The organism is Mesorhizobium sp. Ca11 (genome assembly GCF_020165275.1).
Classification (GTDB): Bacteria; Pseudomonadota; Alphaproteobacteria; order Rhizobiales; family Rhizobiaceae; genus Mesorhizobium.
In genome coordinates, this window is sequence record NZ_JAIUHU010000021.1 from 1 (window position 1) to 20,639 (window position 20,639).

24 protein-coding genes are annotated in these 20,639 nt (G+C 65.4%); 9 read left to right on the forward strand and 15 right to left on the reverse strand.

Translation table 11 applies throughout. From position 1 onward, the window contains the following. Nucleotides 1–121 precede the first annotated feature (121 nt). Nucleotides 122–382, reverse strand: a complete 261-nt coding sequence (locus LB538_RS26625) for a hypothetical protein (RefSeq protein WP_224531884.1) — start codon at nt 380–382, stop codon at nt 122–124. Nucleotides 383–512: 130 nt separating this feature from the next. Here LB538_RS26625 and gcvA point away from each other — a divergent pair, with 130 nt between their 5' ends. Next, complete coding sequence (gcvA, locus tag LB538_RS26630; protein ID WP_140698256.1) at nt 513–1,433, forward strand: transcriptional regulator GcvA; 921 nt, start codon at nt 513–515, stop codon at nt 1,431–1,433. A gap of 90 nt (nt 1,434–1,523) precedes the next feature. Here gcvA and LB538_RS26635 read toward each other — a convergent pair whose 3' ends face one another. The 6 genes from LB538_RS26635 to tsaD form a co-directional block, all read right to left on the reverse strand. After that, nucleotides 1,524–1,949 carry a DUF1761 domain-containing protein gene (locus tag LB538_RS26635; protein ID WP_224531887.1) on the reverse strand — a complete coding sequence of 142 codons (426 nt, stop codon included), beginning with the start codon at nt 1,947–1,949 and terminating at the stop codon, nt 1,524–1,526. Nucleotides 1,950–2,000: 51 nt separating this feature from the next. Continuing rightward, nucleotides 2,001–2,699 carry a class I SAM-dependent methyltransferase gene (locus tag LB538_RS26640; RefSeq protein ID WP_224531888.1) on the reverse strand — a complete coding sequence of 233 codons (699 nt, stop codon included), beginning with the start codon at nt 2,697–2,699 and terminating at the stop codon, nt 2,001–2,003. After that, entirely contained in the window at nt 2,654–3,079 is a 426-nt protein-coding gene (locus tag LB538_RS26645) for an EVE domain-containing protein (protein ID WP_224531891.1), read from the reverse strand. The genes LB538_RS26640 and LB538_RS26645 overlap by 46 nt, the downstream gene beginning before the upstream one ends. A 90-nt stretch (nt 3,080–3,169) precedes the next feature. Beyond that, nucleotides 3,170–3,478 (reverse strand): YciI-like protein, encoded by a 309-nt coding sequence (locus LB538_RS26650; protein WP_224532003.1) that lies wholly within the window; start codon nt 3,476–3,478, stop codon nt 3,170–3,172. Nucleotides 3,479–3,480: 2 nt separating this feature from the next. Next, complete coding sequence (locus LB538_RS26655) at nt 3,481–4,482, reverse strand: NAD(P)H-dependent glycerol-3-phosphate dehydrogenase (RefSeq protein ID WP_224531893.1); 1,002 nt, start codon at nt 4,480–4,482, stop codon at nt 3,481–3,483. Further along, entirely contained in the window at nt 4,479–5,564 is a 1,086-nt protein-coding gene (gene tsaD / locus LB538_RS26660) for a tRNA (adenosine(37)-N6)-threonylcarbamoyltransferase complex transferase subunit TsaD (protein WP_224532004.1), read from the reverse strand. The genes LB538_RS26655 and tsaD overlap by 4 nt, the downstream gene beginning before the upstream one ends. A 103-nt stretch (nt 5,565–5,667) precedes the next feature. On the opposite strand from tsaD, the gene hemC reads away from it, so the two are divergent. From hemC to LB538_RS26690, 6 genes are all read left to right on the forward strand, one after another. After that, nucleotides 5,668–6,591, forward strand: a complete 924-nt coding sequence (gene hemC / locus LB538_RS26665; RefSeq protein ID WP_224531895.1) for a hydroxymethylbilane synthase — start codon at nt 5,668–5,670, stop codon at nt 6,589–6,591. A gap of 1 nt (nt 6,592) precedes the next feature. Then, nucleotides 6,593–7,306 (forward strand): uroporphyrinogen-III synthase, encoded by a 714-nt coding sequence (locus tag LB538_RS26670; protein ID WP_224531897.1) that lies wholly within the window; start codon nt 6,593–6,595, stop codon nt 7,304–7,306. 100 nt (nt 7,307–7,406) lie between these two features. Continuing rightward, nucleotides 7,407–8,876 (forward strand): COG4223 family protein, encoded by a 1,470-nt coding sequence (locus tag LB538_RS26675; protein WP_224531900.1) that lies wholly within the window; start codon nt 7,407–7,409, stop codon nt 8,874–8,876. A gap of 9 nt (nt 8,877–8,885) precedes the next feature. Beyond that, nucleotides 8,886–10,463, forward strand: coding sequence for a heme biosynthesis protein HemY (locus tag LB538_RS26680; RefSeq protein WP_224685883.1), 1,578 nt, complete (start codon nt 8,886–8,888; stop codon nt 10,461–10,463). Nucleotides 10,464–10,508: 45 nt separating this feature from the next. Beyond that, nucleotides 10,509–10,988 (forward strand): TerB family tellurite resistance protein, encoded by a 480-nt coding sequence (locus tag LB538_RS26685; RefSeq protein WP_224531904.1) that lies wholly within the window; start codon nt 10,509–10,511, stop codon nt 10,986–10,988. 18 nt (nt 10,989–11,006) lie between these two features. Continuing rightward, nucleotides 11,007–11,723, forward strand: coding sequence for a glutamine amidotransferase (locus LB538_RS26690; RefSeq protein ID WP_224531906.1), 717 nt, complete (start codon nt 11,007–11,009; stop codon nt 11,721–11,723). Between the two features lie 345 nt (nt 11,724–12,068). On the opposite strand, the gene LB538_RS26695 is transcribed toward LB538_RS26690, so the two are convergent. Next, the gene (locus LB538_RS26695) at nt 12,069–12,491 is read right to left on the reverse strand and encodes a RidA family protein (protein WP_224531907.1); all 423 of its coding nucleotides are present in this window, start codon (nt 12,489–12,491) and stop codon (nt 12,069–12,071) included. Between the two features lie 137 nt (nt 12,492–12,628). Here LB538_RS26695 and LB538_RS26700 point away from each other — a divergent pair, with 137 nt between their 5' ends. Together LB538_RS26700 and LB538_RS26705 are read left to right on the forward strand one after the other, a co-directional pair. Further along, nucleotides 12,629–13,531 carry a LysR family transcriptional regulator gene (locus tag LB538_RS26700; protein ID WP_224531909.1) on the forward strand — a complete coding sequence of 301 codons (903 nt, stop codon included), beginning with the start codon at nt 12,629–12,631 and terminating at the stop codon, nt 13,529–13,531. 286 nt (nt 13,532–13,817) lie between these two features. Continuing rightward, nucleotides 13,818–14,048 (forward strand): hypothetical protein, encoded by a 231-nt coding sequence (locus LB538_RS26705; RefSeq protein ID WP_217574228.1) that lies wholly within the window; start codon nt 13,818–13,820, stop codon nt 14,046–14,048. Between the two features lie 86 nt (nt 14,049–14,134). On the opposite strand, the gene LB538_RS26710 is transcribed toward LB538_RS26705, so the two are convergent. The 7 genes from LB538_RS26710 to gnd all read right to left on the reverse strand — a co-directional run bounded on the left by LB538_RS26710 (nt 14,135) and on the right by gnd (nt 20,598). Further along, nucleotides 14,135–15,373 carry an MFS transporter gene (locus tag LB538_RS26710; RefSeq protein WP_224531910.1) on the reverse strand — a complete coding sequence of 413 codons (1,239 nt, stop codon included), beginning with the start codon at nt 15,371–15,373 and terminating at the stop codon, nt 14,135–14,137. Nucleotides 15,374–15,529: 156 nt separating this feature from the next. After that, nucleotides 15,530–16,150 carry a pyridoxal phosphate-dependent aminotransferase gene (locus LB538_RS29220; RefSeq protein ID WP_263482574.1) on the reverse strand — a complete coding sequence of 207 codons (621 nt, stop codon included), beginning with the start codon at nt 16,148–16,150 and terminating at the stop codon, nt 15,530–15,532. Nucleotides 16,151–16,188: 38 nt separating this feature from the next. Continuing rightward, entirely contained in the window at nt 16,189–16,629 is a 441-nt protein-coding gene (locus LB538_RS29225) for an aminotransferase class I/II-fold pyridoxal phosphate-dependent enzyme (protein ID WP_263482573.1), read from the reverse strand. A gap of 178 nt (nt 16,630–16,807) precedes the next feature. Next, a complete protein-coding gene (locus tag LB538_RS26720) occupies nt 16,808–17,269 on the reverse strand; it encodes a MucR family transcriptional regulator (protein ID WP_095769591.1) in 462 nt (153 codons plus the stop codon). 203 nt (nt 17,270–17,472) lie between these two features. Continuing rightward, on the reverse strand, nt 17,473–18,177 hold the full coding sequence (locus LB538_RS26725; RefSeq protein WP_224531911.1) for an ROK family protein: 705 nt from the start codon (nt 18,175–18,177) through the stop codon (nt 17,473–17,475). Nucleotides 18,178–18,194: 17 nt separating this feature from the next. After that, on the reverse strand, nt 18,195–19,571 hold the full coding sequence (gene zwf / locus LB538_RS26730) for a glucose-6-phosphate dehydrogenase (RefSeq protein WP_095769593.1): 1,377 nt from the start codon (nt 19,569–19,571) through the stop codon (nt 18,195–18,197). Nucleotides 19,572–19,584: 13 nt separating this feature from the next. Beyond that, nucleotides 19,585–20,598, reverse strand: a complete 1,014-nt coding sequence (gnd, locus tag LB538_RS26735; RefSeq protein WP_224531912.1) for a phosphogluconate dehydrogenase (NAD(+)-dependent, decarboxylating) — start codon at nt 20,596–20,598, stop codon at nt 19,585–19,587. Nucleotides 20,599–20,639: the final 41 nt, after the last annotated feature.

Here is a 20,639-nt window from a genome sequence, read left to right on the forward strand (position 1 = left end):
AGTAGGCAGTAGGCAGTAGGCAGTAGGCAGTAGGCAGTAGGCAGTAGGCAGTAGGCAGTAGGCAGTAGGCAGTAGGTGTCTCCTTCCCTATTGCCTATTGCCTACTGCCTAATCCCTATTCCTACTGCCTCTTTCCCGGTTTCTGCCAGCCCGTGCCGAGCAGCCCGATCTCACGAAGTTCCTTGTCCATCGTTTTCGCGACGTCCCGACGTCCGGCGCCGATGTCGCGCAACTGGCTGTCGGAGAGGTCTTCGATCGGATCGTGGGACAGCCGGGCGGCGACGCGGGCCTGGCGCAGCCAATCGCGTGCCGAACGCAGCCAAAGGGCGAAGCCGGAAGGGGATTCCAGGGTGGTGCAGGGCTTCAGGGCGATCTCAGACATGGCTCTATCCGTGTTCTCCGGATATCAAATCCGGTTTTATGGTGTTTCGATGAAGCCATGATGCCGGATTGAAAAACAAACTGGAAACGAGTAGTTCTTTTCCGATCATCAAGTTTTATTTGGAGATCGCATGTCCAAGCTGCTGCCGGGAACGCGTGCGCTGCGGACGTTCGAAGCGGCGGCCAGGCATCTCAACTTCACCCGCGCAGCCGACGAGCTCGGCCTGACGCCAGCGGCGGTCAGCCACCAGATCAAGGAAATCGAGGATCAGCTCGGGCTGGTGCTGTTCACGCGCACCAGCCGCACCATCCGGCTGACGGAGGCAGGCAATGTGCTGCTGGAGGCCTCGGTCGATGCGCTCGACCTGCTGAACCGCGCCGTCAGCCGAGCCCGCAAGATGACCCGCGGCACGGCGCTGCTGAAGGTGACGCTCGACGCGCAGTTCGCGACGAAATGGCTGATGCGCCGCGTCGACGACTTCCGCAAGCAAAAGCCGGGCATCGAGCTGCGCTTCGACATCACCTACGATGTCCGGGATTTCGACCTCGACGACGTCGATGTCGGCATCCGCTTCGGCGCCGGCAAATATCCGGGGCTCTGCGCGCATCGGCTGTTCGAGAACATCATCATCCCAGTGTGCAGCCCGGCGCTGCTGGCGTCAGGTCCGCCGCTGAAGGAGCCGCGTGACCTGTTCAACCACACGCTCGCGCATATCGAATGGTCGCGGCAGGGCGTGACCTGGCCGAATTGGAGCATGTGGATGCACGCGGCCGGCGTCGACGATTTCGACGACAGCCGCACGCTGGTCTTCGGGTCGTCGACCGATGCCACCCAGGCGGCGCTCGACGGCAACGCGGTGGCGCTCGCCGACTTCGCCATGGTCGCCAACGATCTTTCGCAAGGGCGCCTGGTGCGGCCCTTCGAGCTCGGCATCAAGGTCGCGCCGGAATTCGCCTATTTCCTGGTCTATCCGGAGGCGGCGAAGGACGACGCACGCGTCGTCGCCTTTCGCGAATGGCTTACCGAGGAGGCGGCGAAGACGCCGACGTGATGGCCTAAATACTTGTTTCCGCGCAATTCCGGACGGAAGGCTACGGCGAAGTCGCCGAGCCTAAACGCTTACACTTTTCCTGGAATTGCTTTAGCCAGCCGCGGCGGCCGGCGCGCCGAACCAGCCGATGATGGCGCCGATGATCAGCATCACGCCCAGCCAGTGGCCGGCATCGATCAGCGTCAAGGCCCAGCCGAAGCCTTCATAGCGGTGGTTGACGGTGAGCGTGGTGGCGATGAAGCCGAGCCAGAGCACGAAGCCGAACAGCAACCCGGCGATCGGGTTCGGCTCGCCGCCGGTTATGGCGCCCACCACCAGCATCAGCACGAGCGCCATGATCAGCTCGGCGATGAAGCTGACGACGAACGGAAGGGCCGAGCGCTGCATGGTGGCCGGCTCGAGCTTGGCGGCCTTCAGCCAAGGCTTGCTCAAGCCCATGTACCAGGCGGCGCCGAACAGCCACGAGACGATTGCGGCGGCGATCACCGCCAGCCAGTTCACGACCGAAAAATCCATGCTTTTCCCCTCCAAGTTGAAAGGCGATGGAACGCTTGTTCGGCGATCGCGTCAAGCAAGGCGCCAGACGGTGGTGCGCTTGACCTCGGCATCTTCCAGCACGCGCGTCACCGGAACCTGGTAGATGGCAAGCGCTTCCAACCCGGTCCTGGGGAGATAGGCACGGCCCGGATCGCCGACGAGGATTTCGGCGCCGCGCGCCTCCAGAGATCCGAACCAGGGCACCACCCGTTCGGCGAAGGCCTTGTCGTAGAAGACGTCACCGGCGAGCACGACGTCCCAGCCATCATCGGTGCCGACGCAATCCGTGCCGCGGAATTGCGCTTCAACGCCGTTGGCTTCGAGGTTGATGGCGATCGCCGTCTCGCAGAACGGGTCGATGTCGGCGGCGATCACTTGGCTAGCGCCTGCTTTCATCGCTGCGATCGCGACGAGGCCGGAACCGGAGGCGAAATCGAGCACCCGTTTGCCGCGTACGGTGCCCGGATTATCGAGCACATAGCGGGCGAGGCCCTGGCCGCCGGCCCAGGCGAAGGCCCAGAAGGGCGGCGGCAGGCCGATCTCGGCCAGCTCCTCCTCGGTGCGCAGCCACAGGTCATGCGCCTCGTCGGCGAGGTGCAGAAGCACTTCCGGCACATGCGGCGGCGCCATCAGCGCCGTGTTGTCGAGGATGAACTTTTTCGCGCTTTTCGGCGTGAGCTTCGTCACGGCGCCGGGTTGAGCTCGGCCATGCGGCAGACCTCTTTCCATTCGGCCGGCGTCACCGGCTGCACGGAAAGCCGGCCAAGCCGGACCAGCGCCATATCGGCGAGCTTCGGGTTGGCCTTGACCTGTTCCAGCGTCACCGGCTTCGGCACGTCCTTATAGGCGCGGATGTCGACGCATTCCCAGCGCGGATCGTCGGTCGTGGTGTCGGGATGCGCCAACGCGCAGACCTCAGCGATGCCGACGATGTCGAGGCCCTCATTGGAATGATAGAAGAAGCCGAGATCGCCGATCTGCATCGCCTTCATGTTGTTGCGGGCGGCGTAGTTGCGCACGCCGTCCCATTGCGTGCCGGCCTTGCCTTTGGCCTTCAGCGCTTCGAAGGAAAAGACCGAGGGTTCGGACTTGAACAGCCAGTAGTTCATATCGTTTGTCCCATCGCTTTGTCGCACCGCCACGCATGGCGTTCCCGTCTATGCTTACTCTCTCGCCGTCGCTGCGGCGAGAGCAGCCAATCATGCGCCGGCGGGCTTCTGGAAGACCCAGTTCCACGGACGGATCTGGACGCTTTCGAACAGGCCGGCCTTGGCGTAGGGATCGGCCGCGGCCAAAGCTTGGGCAGCAGCCATGTCCGGCGCTTCGATCATCACCAGGCTGCCGTCCGGCTTGCCGTCGGCGTCGAGGAAGGGACCTGCAAAGGCAAGCTTGCCCTCGGCGATCAGGCCTTCCAGGAACGCAGCATGCGCCGGCCGCGTGTCGACGCGCAGCTGCAGGCTGCCGGGCTTGTCCTTGCAAATCAACGCAACAGCATTTTCAACTCCGATGGTCAAATGTCGGTTTCGGTTTTGAGCGGCCTCGTCATCAGCGCGGTCACGGCCTGGCCGATCGTCACCTTGCCGTCGAGGATGGCGGCGACGGCCGAGATGATAGGCGCCTCGATGCCGCGCTCGGCAGCGATGCGGGCGGCAATCCCCGCCGTCGGCACACCTTCGGCCAGCGGCAGGCCGGCAAGCGGCTTGCCCTGGCCGAGCGCCAAGCCATAGGCGAAATTGCGCGACTGCGCCGAGGAGCAAGTGAGCAAGAGGTCGCCGAGGCCGGAAAGCCCCATCAGCGTTTCCGGCCGGGCGTCGAAGGCCGCGCCGATGCGGCGCAATTCGACGAAGCCGCGCGTCACCATGGCGGCCTGGGCGCTGGCGCCGAGGCCTGCGCCGGTGACAGCACCGGCGGCAATGGCAAAGACGTTCTTCAGCGCGCCGCCGATCTCGACGCCAATCAGGTCGTCGCTCGAATAGCAGCGCAGGTTCTCCGCCGAAAAGCGCGCGGCAAGCTCGGCCGCCAATTCCGCATCGCGGGCGGCAACCACCACGGCGGTCGGCAGGCCGCGCGCGACGTCGCTGGCGAAGCTCGGGCCGGAAAGCGCCGCGACCGGATTGCCCGGCAGGCTTTCCTCGACGATCGCCGAGAGCAGCGCGCCGGTATCGCGCTCGATGCCCTTGGCGCAGAGCACCAGCGGCGCTCCCTGGGGCACATGGTTGCGGGCGTTGGCCAGAATGGCGCGCAGCGACTGCGCCGGCGTCACGGCGAGCACGCAGTCGGCGCCGTCAAGCGCCGCGGCAATGTCGCTGGAGGCCATGATGCCGGGCTCGATCCTGATGCCGGGCAGGTAGCGCGGGTTCTGGCCGCGGGCGATGGCGGCGACGGTCTCAGTGTCGCGGGCATAGAGCCGGACATCATGGCCGGCGCGCAACATGGCCAGCGCCAGCGCCGTGCCCCAGGCGCCGCCGCCCAGCACCGAGACGCGCCAGCCGCTGGTGCCTTTCTTGCTCATGCCTTGGCACCACGCCGGCCCGAGCCGACCAGAGGCGCGGAAACACTGTCGAGCGGCCAGCGCGAGCGCGGCACGAAATCGGCGGCGTTTTCGTCGGCGATGCCGGCGCGCAGCCGCTCTATGCCGGCCCAGGCGATCATCGCCGCATTGTCGGTGCAAAGCTTCTGCGGCGGCGCGACGAATGCGAAGCCGGCCTCGAAACACAGCGCTTCGAGCGTCGCCTTGATGGTGCGGTTGGCGGCGACGCCGCCGGCGACGACCAGCGCCGGCTTTGCATGGCCCGGGAATTCCTGGCGGAACCGGGCAAGGGTGCGGGCGACACGATCGCCCAGCGCGTCGGCCACCGCGGCCTGGAAAGAGGCGCAGATATCGGCGACGTCCTGGTCGCTCAGCGGCGCGATCGCGCTCGCCGCCTGGCGCACCGCCGTCTTCAAGCCGGAGAAGGAGAAATCGGGCTGCGCCGAGCCCTTCATCGGGCGCGGGAAGGCAAAGCGGCCTGCATCCCCGCTGGCGGCCGCCTTCTCGACATTCGGGCCGCCGGGATAGGGCAGGCCAAGCATCTTGGCGGTCTTGTCGAAGGCTTCGCCCAGCGCATCGTCTATGGTGGTCGCCCAGCGCTGGTAATCGCCGACGCCGCGCACCGCGACGATCTGGGTGTGGCCGCCGGAAACGAGCAGGAGCAGATAAGGAAAATCGAGACCGTCGGTCAGCCGTGCCGTCAGCGCGTGGCCCTCGAGGTGGTTGATGGCGATCAGCGGCTTGTTGGCGGCGGCGGCGATTGCCTTGGCGGTCATCAAGCCGACGATCAATCCGCCGACCAGGCCGGGACCGGCAGTGGCGGCGATGGCGTCGACCTCATCGAGCGATACCGCCGAATCGGCGAGCGCCGCCTCGACGATGCCGTCCAGCGCCTCGACATGGGCGCGCGCGGCGATCTCGGGCACGACACCGCCGAAGGCCGCATGCTCCTCGATCTGGCTGAGCACGATGTTGGACAGGATTTCGGGCGCGGCGACGCCGTCCAGCGCCACAACGCTGGCCGCCGTCTCGTCGCAGCTCGTCTCAATGCCCAGAACGCGGATCAATTGGTCGCTGGCCTCTATGATTGTATCACCGGCCAATCCCAATTAGGAAAAGGCCCGGCAGACCTCAAGCTGCCCCGGGGGTTATCACGGACCGCGCGCCATGCAAACTTTGAAAATCGGAACACGCGGCAGCCCGCTGGCATTGGCCCAGGCGCATGAGACGCGGGCGCGGCTGATGCAGGCGCTTGGCCTGCCCGAAGAGGCGTTCGAAGTGGTGCCGATCTCGACTAGTGGTGACCGCATCCAGGACCGGCCGCTGTCGGAGGCCGGCGGCAAGGGCCTGTTCACCAAGGAGATCGAGGAAGCGCTGCTCGAGCGCCGCATCGACATCGCCGTGCATTCGTCGAAGGACATGCCGACGGTGCTGCCCGTCGGGTTGGAGCTTGTCACCTTCCTGCCGCGCGAGGACGCGCGCGACGCCTTCATCGGCAAGAACGTGAAGCGGATCGCCGACCTGCCGCATGGCGCCACGGTCGGATCGTCATCGCTGCGCCGTCAAGCGCTGATCCGCCGCATGCGGCCGGATCTCGACGTGGTGATCTTCCGCGGCAATGTGCAGACCCGGCTGCGCAAGCTGGACGAGGGCGTCGCCGAGGGCACCATCCTGGCCTATGCCGGATTGAAGCGCCTCGGACTTGAGCATGTCGTCACCGACCTGATGCCGCTGGAAGCCTTTCCGCCGGCGCCGGGACAAGGCGCGATCGGCATCGAAACCCGCATCGGCGACCGCGACGTCGAAAAGATGCTGGCGGCGATCCATCACGTGCCGACCGGCCAGGCGCTCACCTGCGAGCGCGCCTTCCTGGCCGCGCTCGACGGCTCCTGCCGCACGCCGATCGCCGGCCATGCGACGGTCTCGGGCGAAAAACTGTCCTTTGACGGACTGATCATCTCGCCCGACGGCACGGAATCGCACGAGGTCCGGTTGGAAGGCGAGGCTGCCGACGCGGCGGAGATCGGCCTGGACGCGGCGCGCACGGTCCGCACCAGGGCTGGTGCGACATTCTTCGACGGCTGGGCCTGACATGGTCCGCGTCCTGGTGATGAGGCCGGAGCCTGGCGCGTCGCGCACGGCACGGCGCCTCGAAGCCCTGGGATTCCAACCTGTCTTGCTGCCGCTGACCGAGACGAGCGCATTGCCGGTCGAGGCGAGCATCGGCACCGATGGCGTCGCGGTCGTCGTCACCAGCGCCAATGCGGTGCGGCATGCGCCGAAGGCGCTGATCGGGGCACTTGCGCGCCTACCTTGCCACGCAGTTGGCAAACGGACGGCGGAAGCCTGCCGCGCGGCGGGATTCCTCTCCGTCACGGAAGGTCCGGGCGACGCCGAGGCGCTGACCGATGCCATCGCCGGCGGCCTTGCCGGCAAGGCAATCGTCTATCTGTGCGGCCGCGTCCGCTTGCCTGCGTTCGAGCAGCGGTTGGCGGCGGCTGGCGTGCATATCCAGGCGATCGAGACCTACGACACGACAGCTGTCGACTATGGCGATGCCGATGTGGTCGCCCGCCTGTCGGGCCGGCCGGTCGAGGCCGCGCTGCTCTATTCGGCCAAGGCCAGCTTGGCGCTGGTCAGCCTGATTGCGCGGCCGGCCTTGCGGCATCTCTTTGAAAGAACGGAATTCCTGGCGCTTTCGGCGCGTGTTGCCGAGCCGCTGAACGGGGTTGCCGGTGACAGGGTCCGCATCGCGTCCAAGCCCGAGGAAGAGCAGCTGCTGGCGCTTTTGTCGCTGCCCGGCTGAGCCGCGTCATCACACCGCCCCTTTTCACCGCTTGGTGATGTGCTAGAGCATCCCCTGGACCCTTTGAACCATCCTCAAGCCAGTTCGCGGAGCCCAAAGCATGGTCAAGACGCCGAAGATGCGACATTCGAAGACCCGGCGCGAGCCGGTGACCATCGAACTCGAGCCCGGCGCCGTCTCGCGAATCACTGACGAGGATGCCGCCAAGGCCGAGGCCAGTGCCGCGCAGACCGACGAGGCGAAGGCAGAAGAGGCCGCCGCTGCTTCGCAGCCGGAGCCGCCGGAAGAGCCGATCCATGCCGAGCAGGCCGATATCGAGCCGTGGGAGCATAGCGACGCCGCGCAGGCTGCAGCCGATAAATCAGAGGCCGGCAAGGGCGAGCCGGAGGCGCCGTATCCCGGCGCGTCCGATGCGCCGAAGAGCCAGCCCAAGGGCTTCGATTACAATTTCGAGGACGCATCCGCGCCTGGCGCCGGCGCCTCGGCATCGAAGGCAAGCGAGACACGAAGTGAGACATGGGGCGAGGATGGCGTGCCGCAGCCGCCACGCAGAACCGGCGTCAACGCCATCGCTGCGGGCGTCGTCGGCGGCGTGATCGCGCTTGCCGGTGCCGGCCTGCTGCAAGCGGTCGGCCTGCTCGGCTCGTCGGGACCGGGCGGCGGGTCGCTCGATAGCGTCAACGGCGAGATCGCTTCGCTGAAAACCGAGATTGCGGCGCTGAAGGAAAGCGGCGGCACCTCGGCCAAGGTCGACGGCCTGTCCTCGGCGCTCGATCGGGTCAAGGCCGATGTCGCGGCGCTGAAATCCTCGGCCGGCCAGGGCGGCGACGGCGCTGCGCTCAAGGCGCTCGGCGACAAGGTCGGCCAGATCGAGACAACCGTCGCCGAGCTGCAGAAGAACGGCAATGCGGCACCCGCCGATCTCGGTCCGCTCAACGAGAAGATCGCCGGGCTCGACGCGCTGGTGAAATCGGCCGGCGACGCGGCCAAGGCCGAGGACGGCAGGGTGGCGGCACTGGAGCAGTCCGTATCGCAGCTCTCCGGCAAGGTCGAGGCGCAAGCCTCGCAACCCAAGATCGCGCTGGCGATCGCCGCCTCGGCGCTGAAGTCGGCGCTCGATCGCGGCGCGCCGTTCGCGACCGAGCTCGACACATTCGCGGCGATCGCGCCGGACGCGCCCGAGCTCGCGGCGCTGCGCTCCTATGCCGAAAAGGGCGTGCCGACCCGCGCCACCATCGCTGCGGAGGCCGATGCCGCCGCCAACGCCATGGTCGATGCGGCAAAGCCGGTCGACCAGAATGCCGGCTTCTTCCAGAGCCTGGTGTCGAGCGCTGAATCGCTGGTCAAGGTGCGGCCGGTCGGTGCGGTCGAGGGCAAGGGCGTGCCGGAAACCGTCGCGCGCATGGAAGTGGCGGTCAACCAGGGCGATTACGCCACGGCGCTCAGCGAATATGACACGCTGCCGGACGCGGCAAAGGCGGCCGGCGCCGATTTTGCCGGCAAACTGAAGGCACGGCTGGAGGTCGAAAAGCAGCTCGAAGCGCTGATTGCCGGCGCGACGAAGGCCTAAGGAGACAAGATGATCCGCCTCCTCGTCTTCCTCGCCGTCGTCTTCGCGCTCGGGCTCGGCTTTGCCTGGCTGGCCGACCGTCCGGGCGAGATGCTCGTCACCTTCAACGGCTACCAGTACCAGGTCACGCTGATGGTGGCGGCGGTGGCGATCGTCGCTGTTGTGGCGGCGGTGATGATCGTCTGGTGGCTGATCAAGTCGCTGTGGAACAGCCCCTACACGATCTCGCGCTATTTTAGGGTGCGCCGCCGCGACCGCGGCTACCAGGCATTGTCGACGGGCATGATCGCCGCCGGCGCCGGCGACGGCGCGCTGGCGCGCAAGAAGACCAAGGAGGCGGCCAAGCTGATCGGCTCCGACCAGGAGCCGCTGATCAACCTGCTCGACGCCCAGGCCTCGCTGCTCGAAGGCGACCATAAAGGCGCGCGGGAGAAATTCGAGCGCATGCTCGACGATCCCGAGATGCGGCTGCTCGGCCTGCGCGGGCTTTATCTGGAGGCCGAGCGCCTCGGCGACCGCAATGCCGCGCGCCACTATGCCGGCCGCGCGGCGGCGGTGGCGCCGCAGCTTGCCTGGGCGGCGGAATCGACGCTGGAAGAACTTACCGAACGCGGCGATTGGGACGGCGCGCTGAAGCTGGTCGAGGCGCAGAAATCGACCAGGCAGATCGAGCGCGACGCCGCCAATCGCCGCCGCGCCGTGCTGCTCACCGCCAAGGCGCAGGCGCTGGTCGACAGCGACCCGAACGCGGCCCGCACCGCGGCGCTCGAAGCCAACAAGCTGGCGCCGGATTTCGCGCCGGCCGCGGTGATCGCCGCCGATCTGGTTATCCGGCAAAACGACGTGCGCAAGGGCTCCAAGATCCTGGAGGCCGCCTGGAAGGCCGAGCCGCATCCCGACATCGCCGAGCTCTATACCCATGCCAGGCCGGGAGACGCCGTGCTCGATCGTCTGAACCGCGCGAAGAAGCTGCAGGAATTGAAGAGGAATCATCCCGAGTCGTCGATGGCCGTGGCGCGCGCAGCGCTCAATGCTCAGGATTTCGCCACGGCGCGGCGCGAGGCGGAGGCCGCGATCCGCATGGATCGTCGCGAGGGCGCCTATCTTCTGCTCGCCGATATCGAGGAGGCCGAGACCGGCGACCAGGGCAAGGTCAGGCAGCTCTTATCGAAGGCCGTGCGCGCGCCGCGCGATCCGGCGTGGGTGGCGGACGGCGTCATCTCCGAGCGCTGGGCGCCGGTGTCGCCAGTCACTGGCAAGCTCGATGCCTTCACCTGGCGGGCGCCGATGGAGCGGCTTGGCCAGCTGATCGACAGCGACGCGGATGTCGCCGTACCGGCGATCACGGCCGCGCCGCCTGTCCAGCCTGTCGCCGAAAAGGCGATCGACATCGTCGCCGATGCTCCGGCCGAGAAGCCGGCGCCGGTGCCTTCAAACGGCGGCGAGAAGCAAGCGTCCGTTGCGGAAGCCGTCAGCGAGGCTGAAATCGGCGAGCCCGGTCCGGAGCTGCCGCCTCTGCCGGACGACCCTGGTGTCGCGCCGGAAGAAGAAGCGGGAAAATCGCCGCGCCGCTTTCGTTTGTTCTGAGGCTGTGTTCTGGGACCGGGTTTGTTGGGCAGGGAAAAAACATCGATGTTCGAGCGCGTATTGTCCTTCCTGAGAGATCTGCCGGCTGCTGGCGAGGCCAAGCCGAGCGCCGACGATCCGCGCGTCGCGGCTTCGGCGCTGCTCTATCATGTGATGAACGCCGACGGCGTGCGCCAGGACGTCGAGTGGGAACGGTTCAAGCAGATCCTGGCCGCGACCTATTCGGTGAGCGGCAAGGAACTCGATGCGCTGGCGGCGGCCGGCGAGCGCGCCGACAACGAGGCGATCGACCTCTACGCCTTCACCAGCGTCTTGAAGCGCCACCTCGACCCCGAGGCGCGCAAGGCCTTCATCGGCCTGATGTGGGAAATCGTCTATGCCGATGGCGAGCTTGACGAGCTCGAGGACAACACCGTCTGGCGGGTCGCCGAGCTGATCGGCGTCGAGCGTCGCGACCGCATCGATGCGCGCCGCAAGGCGGCAGCAGAGGTGCCCGGCGCGCGGGGCGAATCGAGCGACGAATAGCAGGATCCTTCGCCTTCCATGCCACCAAGACCGAGGCCGAGACCAAAAATCCTGATCGTGCTGCATCAGGAGACTTCGAGCCCCGGCCGCGTCGGCCATATGCTCCTGGAAGAAGGCTTCGACCTCGACATCCGCCGGCCGCCATTGGGCGACGAATTGCCGTGCACGCTGGACGGTCATGCCGGCGCGGTTATCTTCGGCGGCCCGATGAGTGCCAATGACGAGGACGAGTTCGTCCGCCGCGAGACCGATTGGCTGGAAATCCCGCTGAAGGAGAACCGGCCGTTCCTCGGCATCTGCCTTGGCGCCCAGATGCTCGCCAACCATCTCGGCGGCAAGGTCGAGGGCCACGGCGAAGGCCTGGTCGAGATCGGCTGGTATCCGCTGAAGGCGACCGAGGCCGGCAAGAAACTGCTGCACTGGCCGGAAATGGTCTATCAGTTCCACCGTGAAGGCTTTTCGCTGCCGAAGGAAGCGACGCTGCTGGCAACCGCGGAAACCTATCCCAACCAGGCGTTTCGTTATGGGGAGAATGCCTGGGGCATCCAGTTCCATGGCGAGTTGACAAGGGCGATGATGCAGCGCTGGGTGGTGCGCGGCGCGCATCGCTTCGAATTGCCCGGCGCCCAGCCCGGCCGCGACCATCTCGGCGGCCGGCTGATCTGGGACATGCACCTGAGGCGCTGGCTGGGCGAGTTTCTGGGGTTGATTTTCGGCAAGCCGGCTGTGGGGTAGGGCGAAAGGCCATTGCTCTGAATGCTCGGTTTTGACCGAGAATGGCTTACGCCTGCCGGGGCATGGAAAGGCCGCTTTGCGCCCAATGTCGGCAGTAGGGGTGCCCTTGCCGCTGCCCAAATAGTAGACTGTGTCGAATGCAAAGCTATTGGTCGCAGGACGGCTAAGCCGACTTCGCTGGCGCCTTCCGGTCTTCACGCCCTAGCCGAAGTCGACCCATTCGCGAACTTCAAGTCGCGAGCGGATCGCCTTCCAGATGCAAAACTTTGAGCGCCGTTTGCGTTGGATCCTGAAAGCTCCCCAGCTAGCGTCGTTGCCAGCAAATCACCAGTGCACGGCAAGCAATCAGCGCTTGTCCGCCGGCCGGTCGCTGGTCGTCGAAGGGATGCGGGCCACGACCTTGATTTCGAAATCAAAGCCGGCAAGCCAGCTGACGCCTACTGCCGTCCAGTTCGGATAGGGAGGTTCGCCGATCTCTTCCGCTCGGACGGCCAGCACTGTTGCGATCTGGTCATCCGGGTTGGTGTGGAAGGTGGTGACGTCGACAACATCATCGAATCTACACCCGGCGGCGGCCAAGACCTCGCGTAGATTGGCAAAGGCGCGCCGAACCTGATCCTCAAATACGGGCTCGGGCGAGCCGTCCTCACGGCTCCCGACCTGACCCGACACGAAAAGAAGATCGTCGGAGCGAATGGCCGCAGAATATCGATGAATATCGTATAACGCGTGGCGTTTGGCCGGATAGATGGCGTCACGTGCAGGCATTTCGTGTTCCTTTGTGCCTTGTTAATGGGAGCGGACCGGCAACGGCCGGGAGCCGGGTCTTCGAGTTGGAGATAGGGCAATCGCATTATGCGCATTAGTCATTGAAATCGGCATAGGGTGATGCAAAAACACCACCAATGTCCCGCCCGTCCCTCAATGATCTCACCGCCTTCGTGGCCGTTGCCACGCATCGCAGCTTCCGCCGCGCAGCGGACGAGATCGGCACTGCGCCTTCCACGTTGAGCCATGCTATGCGAGCGCTCGAGGAGCGCATGGGCGTGCGCCTTCTGAACCGCTCCACACGCAGCGTCTCGCCGACGGAAGCCGGCTTCCAACTGCTCGGCCGCCTTCAGCCGGCGCTCGCCTCACTGGATGAGGCGCTCGACAGCATCGCAGGGTTCCGGGGCAACGTTGCGGGGACGGTCCGCATCAACGCACCGCGACTGATGGCTGGGCTTCTCGTTCGCGGGGTTCTTCCGCAGATGGCGGAGCTCCATCCTGATGTAACGGTGGACATCGTCGTCGAGGGGCGACTCATCGACATCGTGTCCGGCGGGTTCGATGCCGGCGTGCGCCTCCTCGGATCGGTTCCCAAGGACATGATCGCCGTGCCGCTTGCACGCCGGCTGACGTTCATCTGCGTCGCCTCGCCCGCCTATCTCGACCGCTCAGGGGAGCCGGGAACCCCGGAGGAATTGCAGCGCCACCATTGCATCGGTCACCGCATGCCCAGCGGGAAGCTCTATCGATGGGAATTCGAACGCGCCGGCCAGGAACTCGTGATTGACGCTAACGGCCCCATTGTTCTTGATGACGAGGAGCTAATGGTCGAAGCCGCAGTAAAGGGTCTGGGCATCGCCTATGTGGCGGATTCGGCTGCAGAAGCGGCCATGTCCGATGGCCGGCTGCGCAAGGTCCTGACCAGGTGGATGCCCGCTCCGGAAGAGGTTGCAATCTACTATCCTGGACATCGAGCCGTGCCGCCGGCGCTGCGTGCCTTTCTCGATGTCGTCAATGACCTGCGGAAGAAGGGAGCTTAACGAGAGCGACGAGCAGCCGCGCCATGACCGGCCGTTGGCCCAGAGGATTTGGAGTGCTCAGTTCATCCCTGTTGCGCTGGCGAACCAGTGTTCTGCCGCTGATCGCCGCTTATGACCGCCCGATCACTGGCGCTATTCAGGACCACCTGCCCGCAGCACCGGGACCATAGTTCTGCGATGCCGCCGATCACTGCCGCGTGGCACCGATCAGCAGGCAGTCTCATCGGTATCGGCGGAGCCGCGAATCTGTGCTAAGCGCCGCCCGATCAATCAAAGGAAGACACCCGTGAGCGAACTGACATTGGCCGAGGCGACCGAAAATATCTATGCCTCACTCCGAGCCGACAATGCCGACCTCGATGCGCATATCGCGGCACTCAAGGCGGCGCTGGCGCGGGAGGGGAAGAAACAGGCGGTGTTCGACCCGGCCAAGCTGGTGCAGAACAACCGCGCCGGCCGCAAGTTGATGCAGGCCTATTTTCGGCAGCGCGGCGTCAGCGTGAGCTTTTCGGAGTAGATTTGCTCGCGCCCCTGCCTCGCTGGGCGACGGCGCGGTGAGATTGGCCTGAACGTCGGATCCAGCGGCTTGGATCAAGAACGCGATCAGTTGCGGCTGTTGAGATGCCGCACCTGCCGCAGTGCGGGAAACAGATAGGCCCATAGGCCGGCGACAGCGATGGCGCCGATGCCGCCGATCACCACGGCGGGAACTGTGCCGATCAGCGCCGCCATGGTGCCGGCGCGGAATTCGCCGACCTCGTTGGAGGCGCCGACGAAGACCTGGTTGACGGCGTTGACGCGGCCGCGCACCTCGTCCGGCGTCCAGAGCTGGATCAGCGTCTCGCGGATGTAGACGCTGAACATGTCGGTCGCTCCAAGCAAGGCGAGCGCGACGATGGACAGCCAAGTGATGGTCGACAGGCCGAACAGCACTATCGAGGCGCCGTACAAGACGACGAAGCCGAGCATGATCTTGCCGGCATGGTCGCGGATCGGATGGCCGGCCAGCCAGACGGCGACGCAGATGGCGCCGATGCCCGGCGCCGAGCGCAGCAGTCCGAGCCCCCAGGGACCAAGCTGCAAAATGTCGCGCGCATAGACCGGCAGCAACGCAAAGGCGCCCGACAGGAGCACGGCGAACAGGTCGAGCGAGATCGCGCCGAGCACGATCTTCTCGCCCCAGATGTAGCTGAAGCCGGCAAACAGCGTCTGCATCGTCGGCTTGTCGGTGGCCGTCTGCTGGGCAGGCTTGGGAATGGTGAACACAAGCATGCTCGCAACCTGCATCAGCACAGCGGCGGTGGCGTAGGCGACTTCCGCCGACACGCCGTAGAGCAGGCCGCCGGCGACCGGGCCGACGATGGTCGCCGTCTGCCAGGCCGACGAATTCCAGGCTATCGCGTTGGCGAAATCCTCCTGCGGCACGAGATTGGCGAACAGCGAGGACGAAGCGGGGCCGTAGAAGGCGCGGGCTATGCCGAACATCACTAATACGGCAAAGATCGGCAGCGGGCCGGTCAGGCCGCGCAGCGTCAGAAGCAGCAGGGCCAAGGCGCAGCCGGCCTCGACCAGGGTCGCCAGCGTCATGATCAGCCGGCGGCCGAAGCGGTCGGCGACGACGCCGGTGACCAGGACCAGGAGCAGCGAAGGCAGGAACTGGACGATCCCGACAATGCCGAGGTCGAACGGATTGCGGGTCAGGTCATAGACCTGCCAGCCGACGGCGACCGAGACGATCATGGTGGCGAAGGTCGTGAGGAAACGCGCCGTCCAGTAGCTGAGGAACGGGCGGTGCCGGAACGCGGCGTAGCGCTGGTCTGGTGACGTTGTTTCGGCTGTCATGATTCGAGGGCCCCGTTGCGACAAAGGCCGGCGGGGCACTTCCACGGTGGGCGCTGGTCCGGCCGCAACCCTTTAGCCCAGTTCGTCTTGCCATGCGCGCAAAAAATCCGCGGTGGCGCGAAGAAAATCGGAATTGCCCGCTCTGGTGAGGTGCGTTCAGCCTCTCAAAGCAGCCGAGATGGCTTCCAGCCCGCCGCGCAACTCCGCCTCTTTCGGCCAGCCGAAACCGAGGCGGAAGAAGCGCTTCGGCATCTCGAACCAGTGGCCGGGGCCGACATAGGTGCCGTATTCCTCCAGCAGCCTGGTATAGAATCTGTCGAGGTCGAAGCCGGCATCGACGTTGAGCCGCGGAAAGCCGACGACGCCGCCTTGCGGCCGCACCCAGTCGACCAGTGGCTCGCCGTCGATCCAGTCCTGCACGACGTCGCGGCGCCTGGCCATTTCGGGGAGCAGCGAGGCGAGGAAGGTATCACGGCGTTCGAGCGTGGCGCGGGCGATCGCCTCGTCGATGACGCTGCCGCAGATGCCGATCTGCTCCTTGGCGGCGAGGAACGTTTCCTGCAATTGCGGATCGCGTGTCACCAGCCAGCCGATGCGGATGCCCGGAATGCCGAAGGCCTTGGACAGCGAGCAGACGCTGATGGCGGCGGAGCTGAGCGAGGCCGCCGCGGGCAGGCTCTGTCCATAAGAGAGGTCGCGATAGGTCTCGTCGACCAGCAGGCGGCATTTGCGGCCTTCGGCAAGCGTAATCAGCGCGTCGAGGTCGGCGCGTGTCATCATCGTGCCTGTCGGGTTGTGCGGGCAGGTGACGCTGATCAGCCTGGTGTTCGGCCGCAGCTCTGCCTCACACGGTCGATGTCGATGGCAAAGCCCTCGTCGAAATCGAGATTGATGTAAGAGATGGCGCAGCCGATCGCCTTCGGTGTCTCGATGTTGGTGGCGTAGTTCGGCCGCACGACCACGAGATGGTCGCCGGCCGACAGAAGCGACGTGGCGATGATGAACAGCGCGCCGGCCGCGCCAGCGGTCACCAGCACATCATTGGGGGAAAGACCCGTGTCCTGCCCGGCGATAAGCGCCCGCAGTTCCCTGTCGCCGCGGTGCTCGCCATAGAACAGCGTGAGGTCCGGCAGCGCGAGACCTATGTCGGAGAGTTTCTGGTCTGCGATCGAGCTTTCGGAAAGGTTGTAGCGGATGCGCTCGTAGCCGTATTCCTCCGGCGCTTCCTTCTCGATCACCATTCTGGTGTAGTTCATGACCATGTCCCCAAGCGGTTCATCCTTTTAAACAGACCGCGCGTCCTGTTTTGACGCAATTCCGTACGGCTTTCCTGGAATTGCCTGGTGGAACGGTATCCAAGCCATAAAAGCAGGAAGCCTGCCAAGGCTGATTCCTCGGCAGGCTTCCCTAAACCATTGGTGCAGGCGCGTTATTTCAGGCCGGGGCTTTGGCCTTCCTGGCCCTTGCAGGCTTCGCCGGCTCCGGTTCCGCCTTGCGGCCGAGGCCGATCGACTTGGCGAGCTGCGAGCGCGACGCCGCGTAGTTGGGCGCGACCATCGGGTAATCCACCGGCAGGCCCCATTTGGTGCGGTAGGCTTCCGGCGTCAGGCCGAAATGCACGCCGATATGGCGCTTCAGCGATTTGAACTTCTTCCCGTCCTCGAGGCAGATGATGTAGTCCGGCGTCACCGAGCGCCTGGGATTGACGGCGGGAACCGGCGGGGGCGCCGCGGGCTCCGCCGGCTGGCTGATCCCACCGATCGAAGAGGCGACGCTGGCGATCAGTCCGCCCAGGTCGGAAGCAGGCAGGCGGTTTTTGGCGACATAGGCCGATACGATATGAGCGGTGAGCTCGAGCAGGTCGATTTCCCTGGCTGTGCTGGTGTCCTCGTCCACGTAGTCCCTCCATTTCTGCCGCAAGGTCGCGAAAACGATTCGGTTTTCGCGGTGTAATGTCGAAGCGCTGCGAGCGTTGTTTGCGAATTCGGGAAGCCGCAGGGGCCGCAGGCCGGCGAATTCCTAGTCGGCAAATCTGCGCGGCGCAACATTTTGTCGCGTCAATACACGCTGTTTTGAACAATAATACTGAAATGTAACTATCAGACGACCAGCGCCTTGTCGCGCCACAGACGAAATCCACCCTCGAAAGCGCGAGTGTTGTCGCCGCGCCGGGATTTTTCCGGCAATTGATCGAGCTTGTCGACATTGCCGCCGCCGATCACGACATAGTCCGGCTGCAAGGCGGCGCGAAGCCTGTCGACAACGTCGAAAACGTATTTGCGCCACTTCTTCTTCCCATGCTTCACCAGGCCGCGTTCGCCGACATAATCCTCGAAAGTCCCTCCCTTCTTGTAGGGCAGATGGGCGAGCTCCATGGGCTGGCCGACATTCTTGATGATCATGGCGGCGCCCAGGCCGGTTCCGAGGCCGAGGAACAGCATGCGGCCGCCGTCATAGCTGCCGATCGCCTGCATCAGCGCGTCGTTGACGAGCTTCACCGGCTTGCCGAAAGCGGCGGCGAAATCATAGCCGTTCCAGCCCTTGCCGAGATTGAAGGGATCTAGCGAGGGCTTGTTGTCGCGCACGGGGCCGGGATAGCCCATCGAGATGACGTCATAATCCAGGCCCTCGGCCAGTGTCTTGACCGACGAGACGACCTGGTCCGGGGTCAGGTTCGGGCCGGACGCGACGCGGCGCATCTCACCGCCTGCGCTGGTGAGGATCTTCACATGCGAGCCGCCGACATCGACGGCGAGCACGATCGGATCGCCGGTTGCCGCGGCTTTCTTTGCTGCCTTCGCCATCCCGTCCTCCCCGAAAGTTATTTGCTCGGATTGATCCAGCCGTCGGGTGGGCCGAAGCCGTTCATGGCATCGACCGGCCCCCAGGTCTTGGGCGCATAGATTGCCGGCGCCGCGGTGTCGCCGAGCACCGGGCCGACGATGCGCCAGGCAAGCTCGGCCGCGTCCTGGCGCGTGAAGAGCTGGCCATTGCCGTTCATGGCGTCGCCGATCAGCCGCTCATAGGGCGGCATGTCGCCCTTGGTGTCGTCGAGCGCGGTCAGCTCCACCTGCTCGCCGATCATGTCGTCGCCGGCGACCTTGCGCTGGGCGCCGATCGAGATCGCCACCTGCGGGTCGATGCGGAAGCGCACATAATTGGCGTCGCCCGGTTTGATCGGATCGAAGACGTCGAGCGGCGGCCGCTTCATACGCACGATCACCTCGGTGGCGTGCACCGGCATGTTCTTGCCGGCGCGAATGAAGAAAGGCACGTCCCGCCAGCGCCAGGTGTCGACGAAGAAGCGCACCGCGGCGAAGGTCTCGACCGGAGAGTTGGGCCTGACGCCCGGCTCGGCCAGATAGCCGTCGAATTGGCCGCGCACGACATCGTCCTTGGTCAGCGTGCGGATCGCGCGCAGCACCTGCACCTTCTCGTCGATCAGGTCGTCGGCCGAGCGGCCGACAGGCGGCTCCATGGCCAAAAGCAACAGGATGTTGAGCAGGTGGTTTTCGATCACGTCGCGGATGCAGCCGACATCGTCGTAGAATTTGCCGCGGCCCTCGACGCCGAAATCCTCGGCCATGGTGATCTGCACGCTCTCGACGAAGTTGCGGTTCCAGATCGGCTCGAGGAAGGAGTTGGCGAAGCGGAAATAGAGCAGGTTCTGGATCGCTTCCTTGCCCAGATAGTGGTCGATGCGGAAGATCGACTGCTCGTCGAACACCAGATGCAGCACCCGGTTCAGCCAGCGCGCCGACTGCAGGTCGTGGCCGAACGGCTTTTCCACCATCAGCCGCGCGCCGCGTGCGGTGCCGGACTGCTCCAGCCCTTGCACGACCGTCTCGAACATTGCCGGGGGAACGGCCATGTAGTGCAGCGGCCGCTGCGCGGAACCCAGCGCCGTCTTCAGCTTCTCGAAGGTCGCACCGTCGCGGTAGTCGCCGCTGACATAGCGCAGCAACGAGGCGAGCTTGGAAAAGACCTTGTCGTCGACACGGCCAAGCGCGGTGACGATGCCGTCGCGCGCACGGTCCACCAATTTGGGGAGCTCCCAAGGCTCGAAGGCGACGCCGATCACCGGCTCGCTCAGCGTGCCCTTGGCGACCATCTGGTAGAGCGCCGGGAAAATCTTCTTGTGCGCAAGATCACCGGTCGCTCCGAAAAGCACCAGCGTGTCGGACCTCTCCTGGCTCATGCAGTCTCTCCCCTCACGCGCCGGTCTTCGGCTTCTCGACATGACCGCCGAAGGCATAGCGCATGGCGGACAGAAGCTTGTCGGCGAATTGCGATTCGCCCTGGGAAGAGAAGCGGTCGAACAGCGCAGAGGACAGCACCGGCGCCGGGACGCCGGTGTCGATCGCCGCCTTCAGCGTCCAGCGGCCTTCGCCGGAATCGGAGACACGGCCGCCGAACTGGGCAAGCGCCGGATCGCTCTTCAACGCGCCGGCGGTGAGATCGAGCAGCCAGGAGCCGATGACGCTGCCATGCCGCCAGACCTCGGCGACCTGCGGCAGGTCGATGTCGAACTGGTAGTATTGCGGGTTTTCGAGCGGACTGGTCTCGGCGTCCGCTATCCTGGACCGCTTGCCGGCATTGGCCGACTTCAGGATGTTCATGCCCTCGGCATAGGCGGCCATGACGCCATACTCGATGCCGTTATGCACCATCTTGACGAAGTGGCCGGCGCCGCTCGGTCCGCAATGAAGATAGCCGAAGGGCGCCGTGCCGGCATCCTTGGGCGGGTTGGCGCCCGCATCGGCGCCCGGCGCCAGCGTGGCAAAGACCGAATCGAGATGCTTCACAGCGTCATCGGGGCCCCCGATCATGAGGCAGTAGCCGCGCTCCAGCCCCCACACGCCGCCGCTGGTGCCGACATCGACGAAGTTGATGCCCTTAACCGCCAGCTTGGCCGCCTGGTCGACGGCATCATGGTAGTAGGAATTGCCGCCATCGATGATGATGTCGCCCGGCTCCATCAGCGCCGCCACCTGGTCGACGATCCTGCCAGTGATCGCGGCCGGCAGCATCAGCCAGGCGCAGCGCGGCTTGGCGAGCTTGGCGACGAACTCCTCCAGCGAGGCGGCACCGACCGCGCCGTCCTTGACCATGCCGGCGACGCTTGCCGAATTGATGTCATAGACGACGCATTCATGGCCGTCGCGCATCAGGCGCCGCACCATGTTGGCGCCCATCCTGCCCAGTCCCATCATTCCGATCTGCATGGTTTCATCCCGATTGCTTGAGGAAGGAGAAGTACAATGGC

Excerpts from the sequence above, each read along its gene's own strand:
- LB538_RS26625 (WP_224531884.1), bottom strand. The coding sequence starts at position 382 with ATGTCTGAGATCGCCCTGAAGCCCTGCACCACCCTGGAATCCCCTTCC.
- LB538_RS26640 (WP_224531888.1), bottom strand. The coding sequence starts at position 2,699 with ATGGAAAGAGGTCTGCCGCATGGCCGAGCTCAACCCGGCGCCGTGACG.
- LB538_RS26685 (WP_224531904.1), top strand. The coding sequence starts at position 10,509 with ATGTTCGAGCGCGTATTGTCCTTCCTGAGAGATCTGCCGGCTGCTGGC.
- LB538_RS26695 (WP_224531907.1), bottom strand. The coding sequence starts at position 12,491 with ATGCCTGCACGTGACGCCATCTATCCGGCCAAACGCCACGCGTTATAC.
- LB538_RS29225 (WP_263482573.1), bottom strand. The coding sequence starts at position 16,629 with ATGAACTACACCAGAATGGTGATCGAGAAGGAAGCGCCGGAGGAATAC.
- LB538_RS29220 (WP_263482574.1), bottom strand. The coding sequence starts at position 16,150 with ATGACACGCGCCGACCTCGACGCGCTGATTACGCTTGCCGAAGGCCGC.
- LB538_RS26675 (WP_224531900.1), top strand. The coding sequence starts at position 7,407 with ATGGTCAAGACGCCGAAGATGCGACATTCGAAGACCCGGCGCGAGCCG.
- LB538_RS26690 (WP_224531906.1), top strand. The coding sequence starts at position 11,007 with ATGCCACCAAGACCGAGGCCGAGACCAAAAATCCTGATCGTGCTGCAT.
- LB538_RS26725 (WP_224531911.1), bottom strand. The coding sequence starts at position 18,177 with ATGGCGAAGGCAGCAAAGAAAGCCGCGGCAACCGGCGATCCGATCGTG.
- LB538_RS26645 (WP_224531891.1), bottom strand. The coding sequence starts at position 3,079 with ATGAACTACTGGCTGTTCAAGTCCGAACCCTCGGTCTTTTCCTTCGAA.
- gnd (WP_224531912.1), bottom strand. The coding sequence starts at position 20,598 with ATGCAGATCGGAATGATGGGACTGGGCAGGATGGGCGCCAACATGGTG.
- LB538_RS26710 (WP_224531910.1), bottom strand. The coding sequence starts at position 15,373 with ATGACAGCCGAAACAACGTCACCAGACCAGCGCTACGCCGCGTTCCGG.
- LB538_RS26635 (WP_224531887.1), bottom strand. The coding sequence starts at position 1,949 with ATGGATTTTTCGGTCGTGAACTGGCTGGCGGTGATCGCCGCCGCAATC.
- LB538_RS26700 (WP_224531909.1), top strand. The coding sequence starts at position 12,629 with ATGTCCCGCCCGTCCCTCAATGATCTCACCGCCTTCGTGGCCGTTGCC.
- gcvA (WP_140698256.1), top strand. The coding sequence starts at position 513 with ATGTCCAAGCTGCTGCCGGGAACGCGTGCGCTGCGGACGTTCGAAGCG.
- LB538_RS26670 (WP_224531897.1), top strand. The coding sequence starts at position 6,593 with ATGGTCCGCGTCCTGGTGATGAGGCCGGAGCCTGGCGCGTCGCGCACG.
- hemC (WP_224531895.1), top strand. The coding sequence starts at position 5,668 with ATGCAAACTTTGAAAATCGGAACACGCGGCAGCCCGCTGGCATTGGCC.
- zwf (WP_095769593.1), bottom strand. The coding sequence starts at position 19,571 with ATGAGCCAGGAGAGGTCCGACACGCTGGTGCTTTTCGGAGCGACCGGT.
- LB538_RS26655 (WP_224531893.1), bottom strand. The coding sequence starts at position 4,482 with ATGAGCAAGAAAGGCACCAGCGGCTGGCGCGTCTCGGTGCTGGGCGGC.
- LB538_RS26680 (WP_224685883.1), top strand. The coding sequence starts at position 8,886 with ATGATCCGCCTCCTCGTCTTCCTCGCCGTCGTCTTCGCGCTCGGGCTC.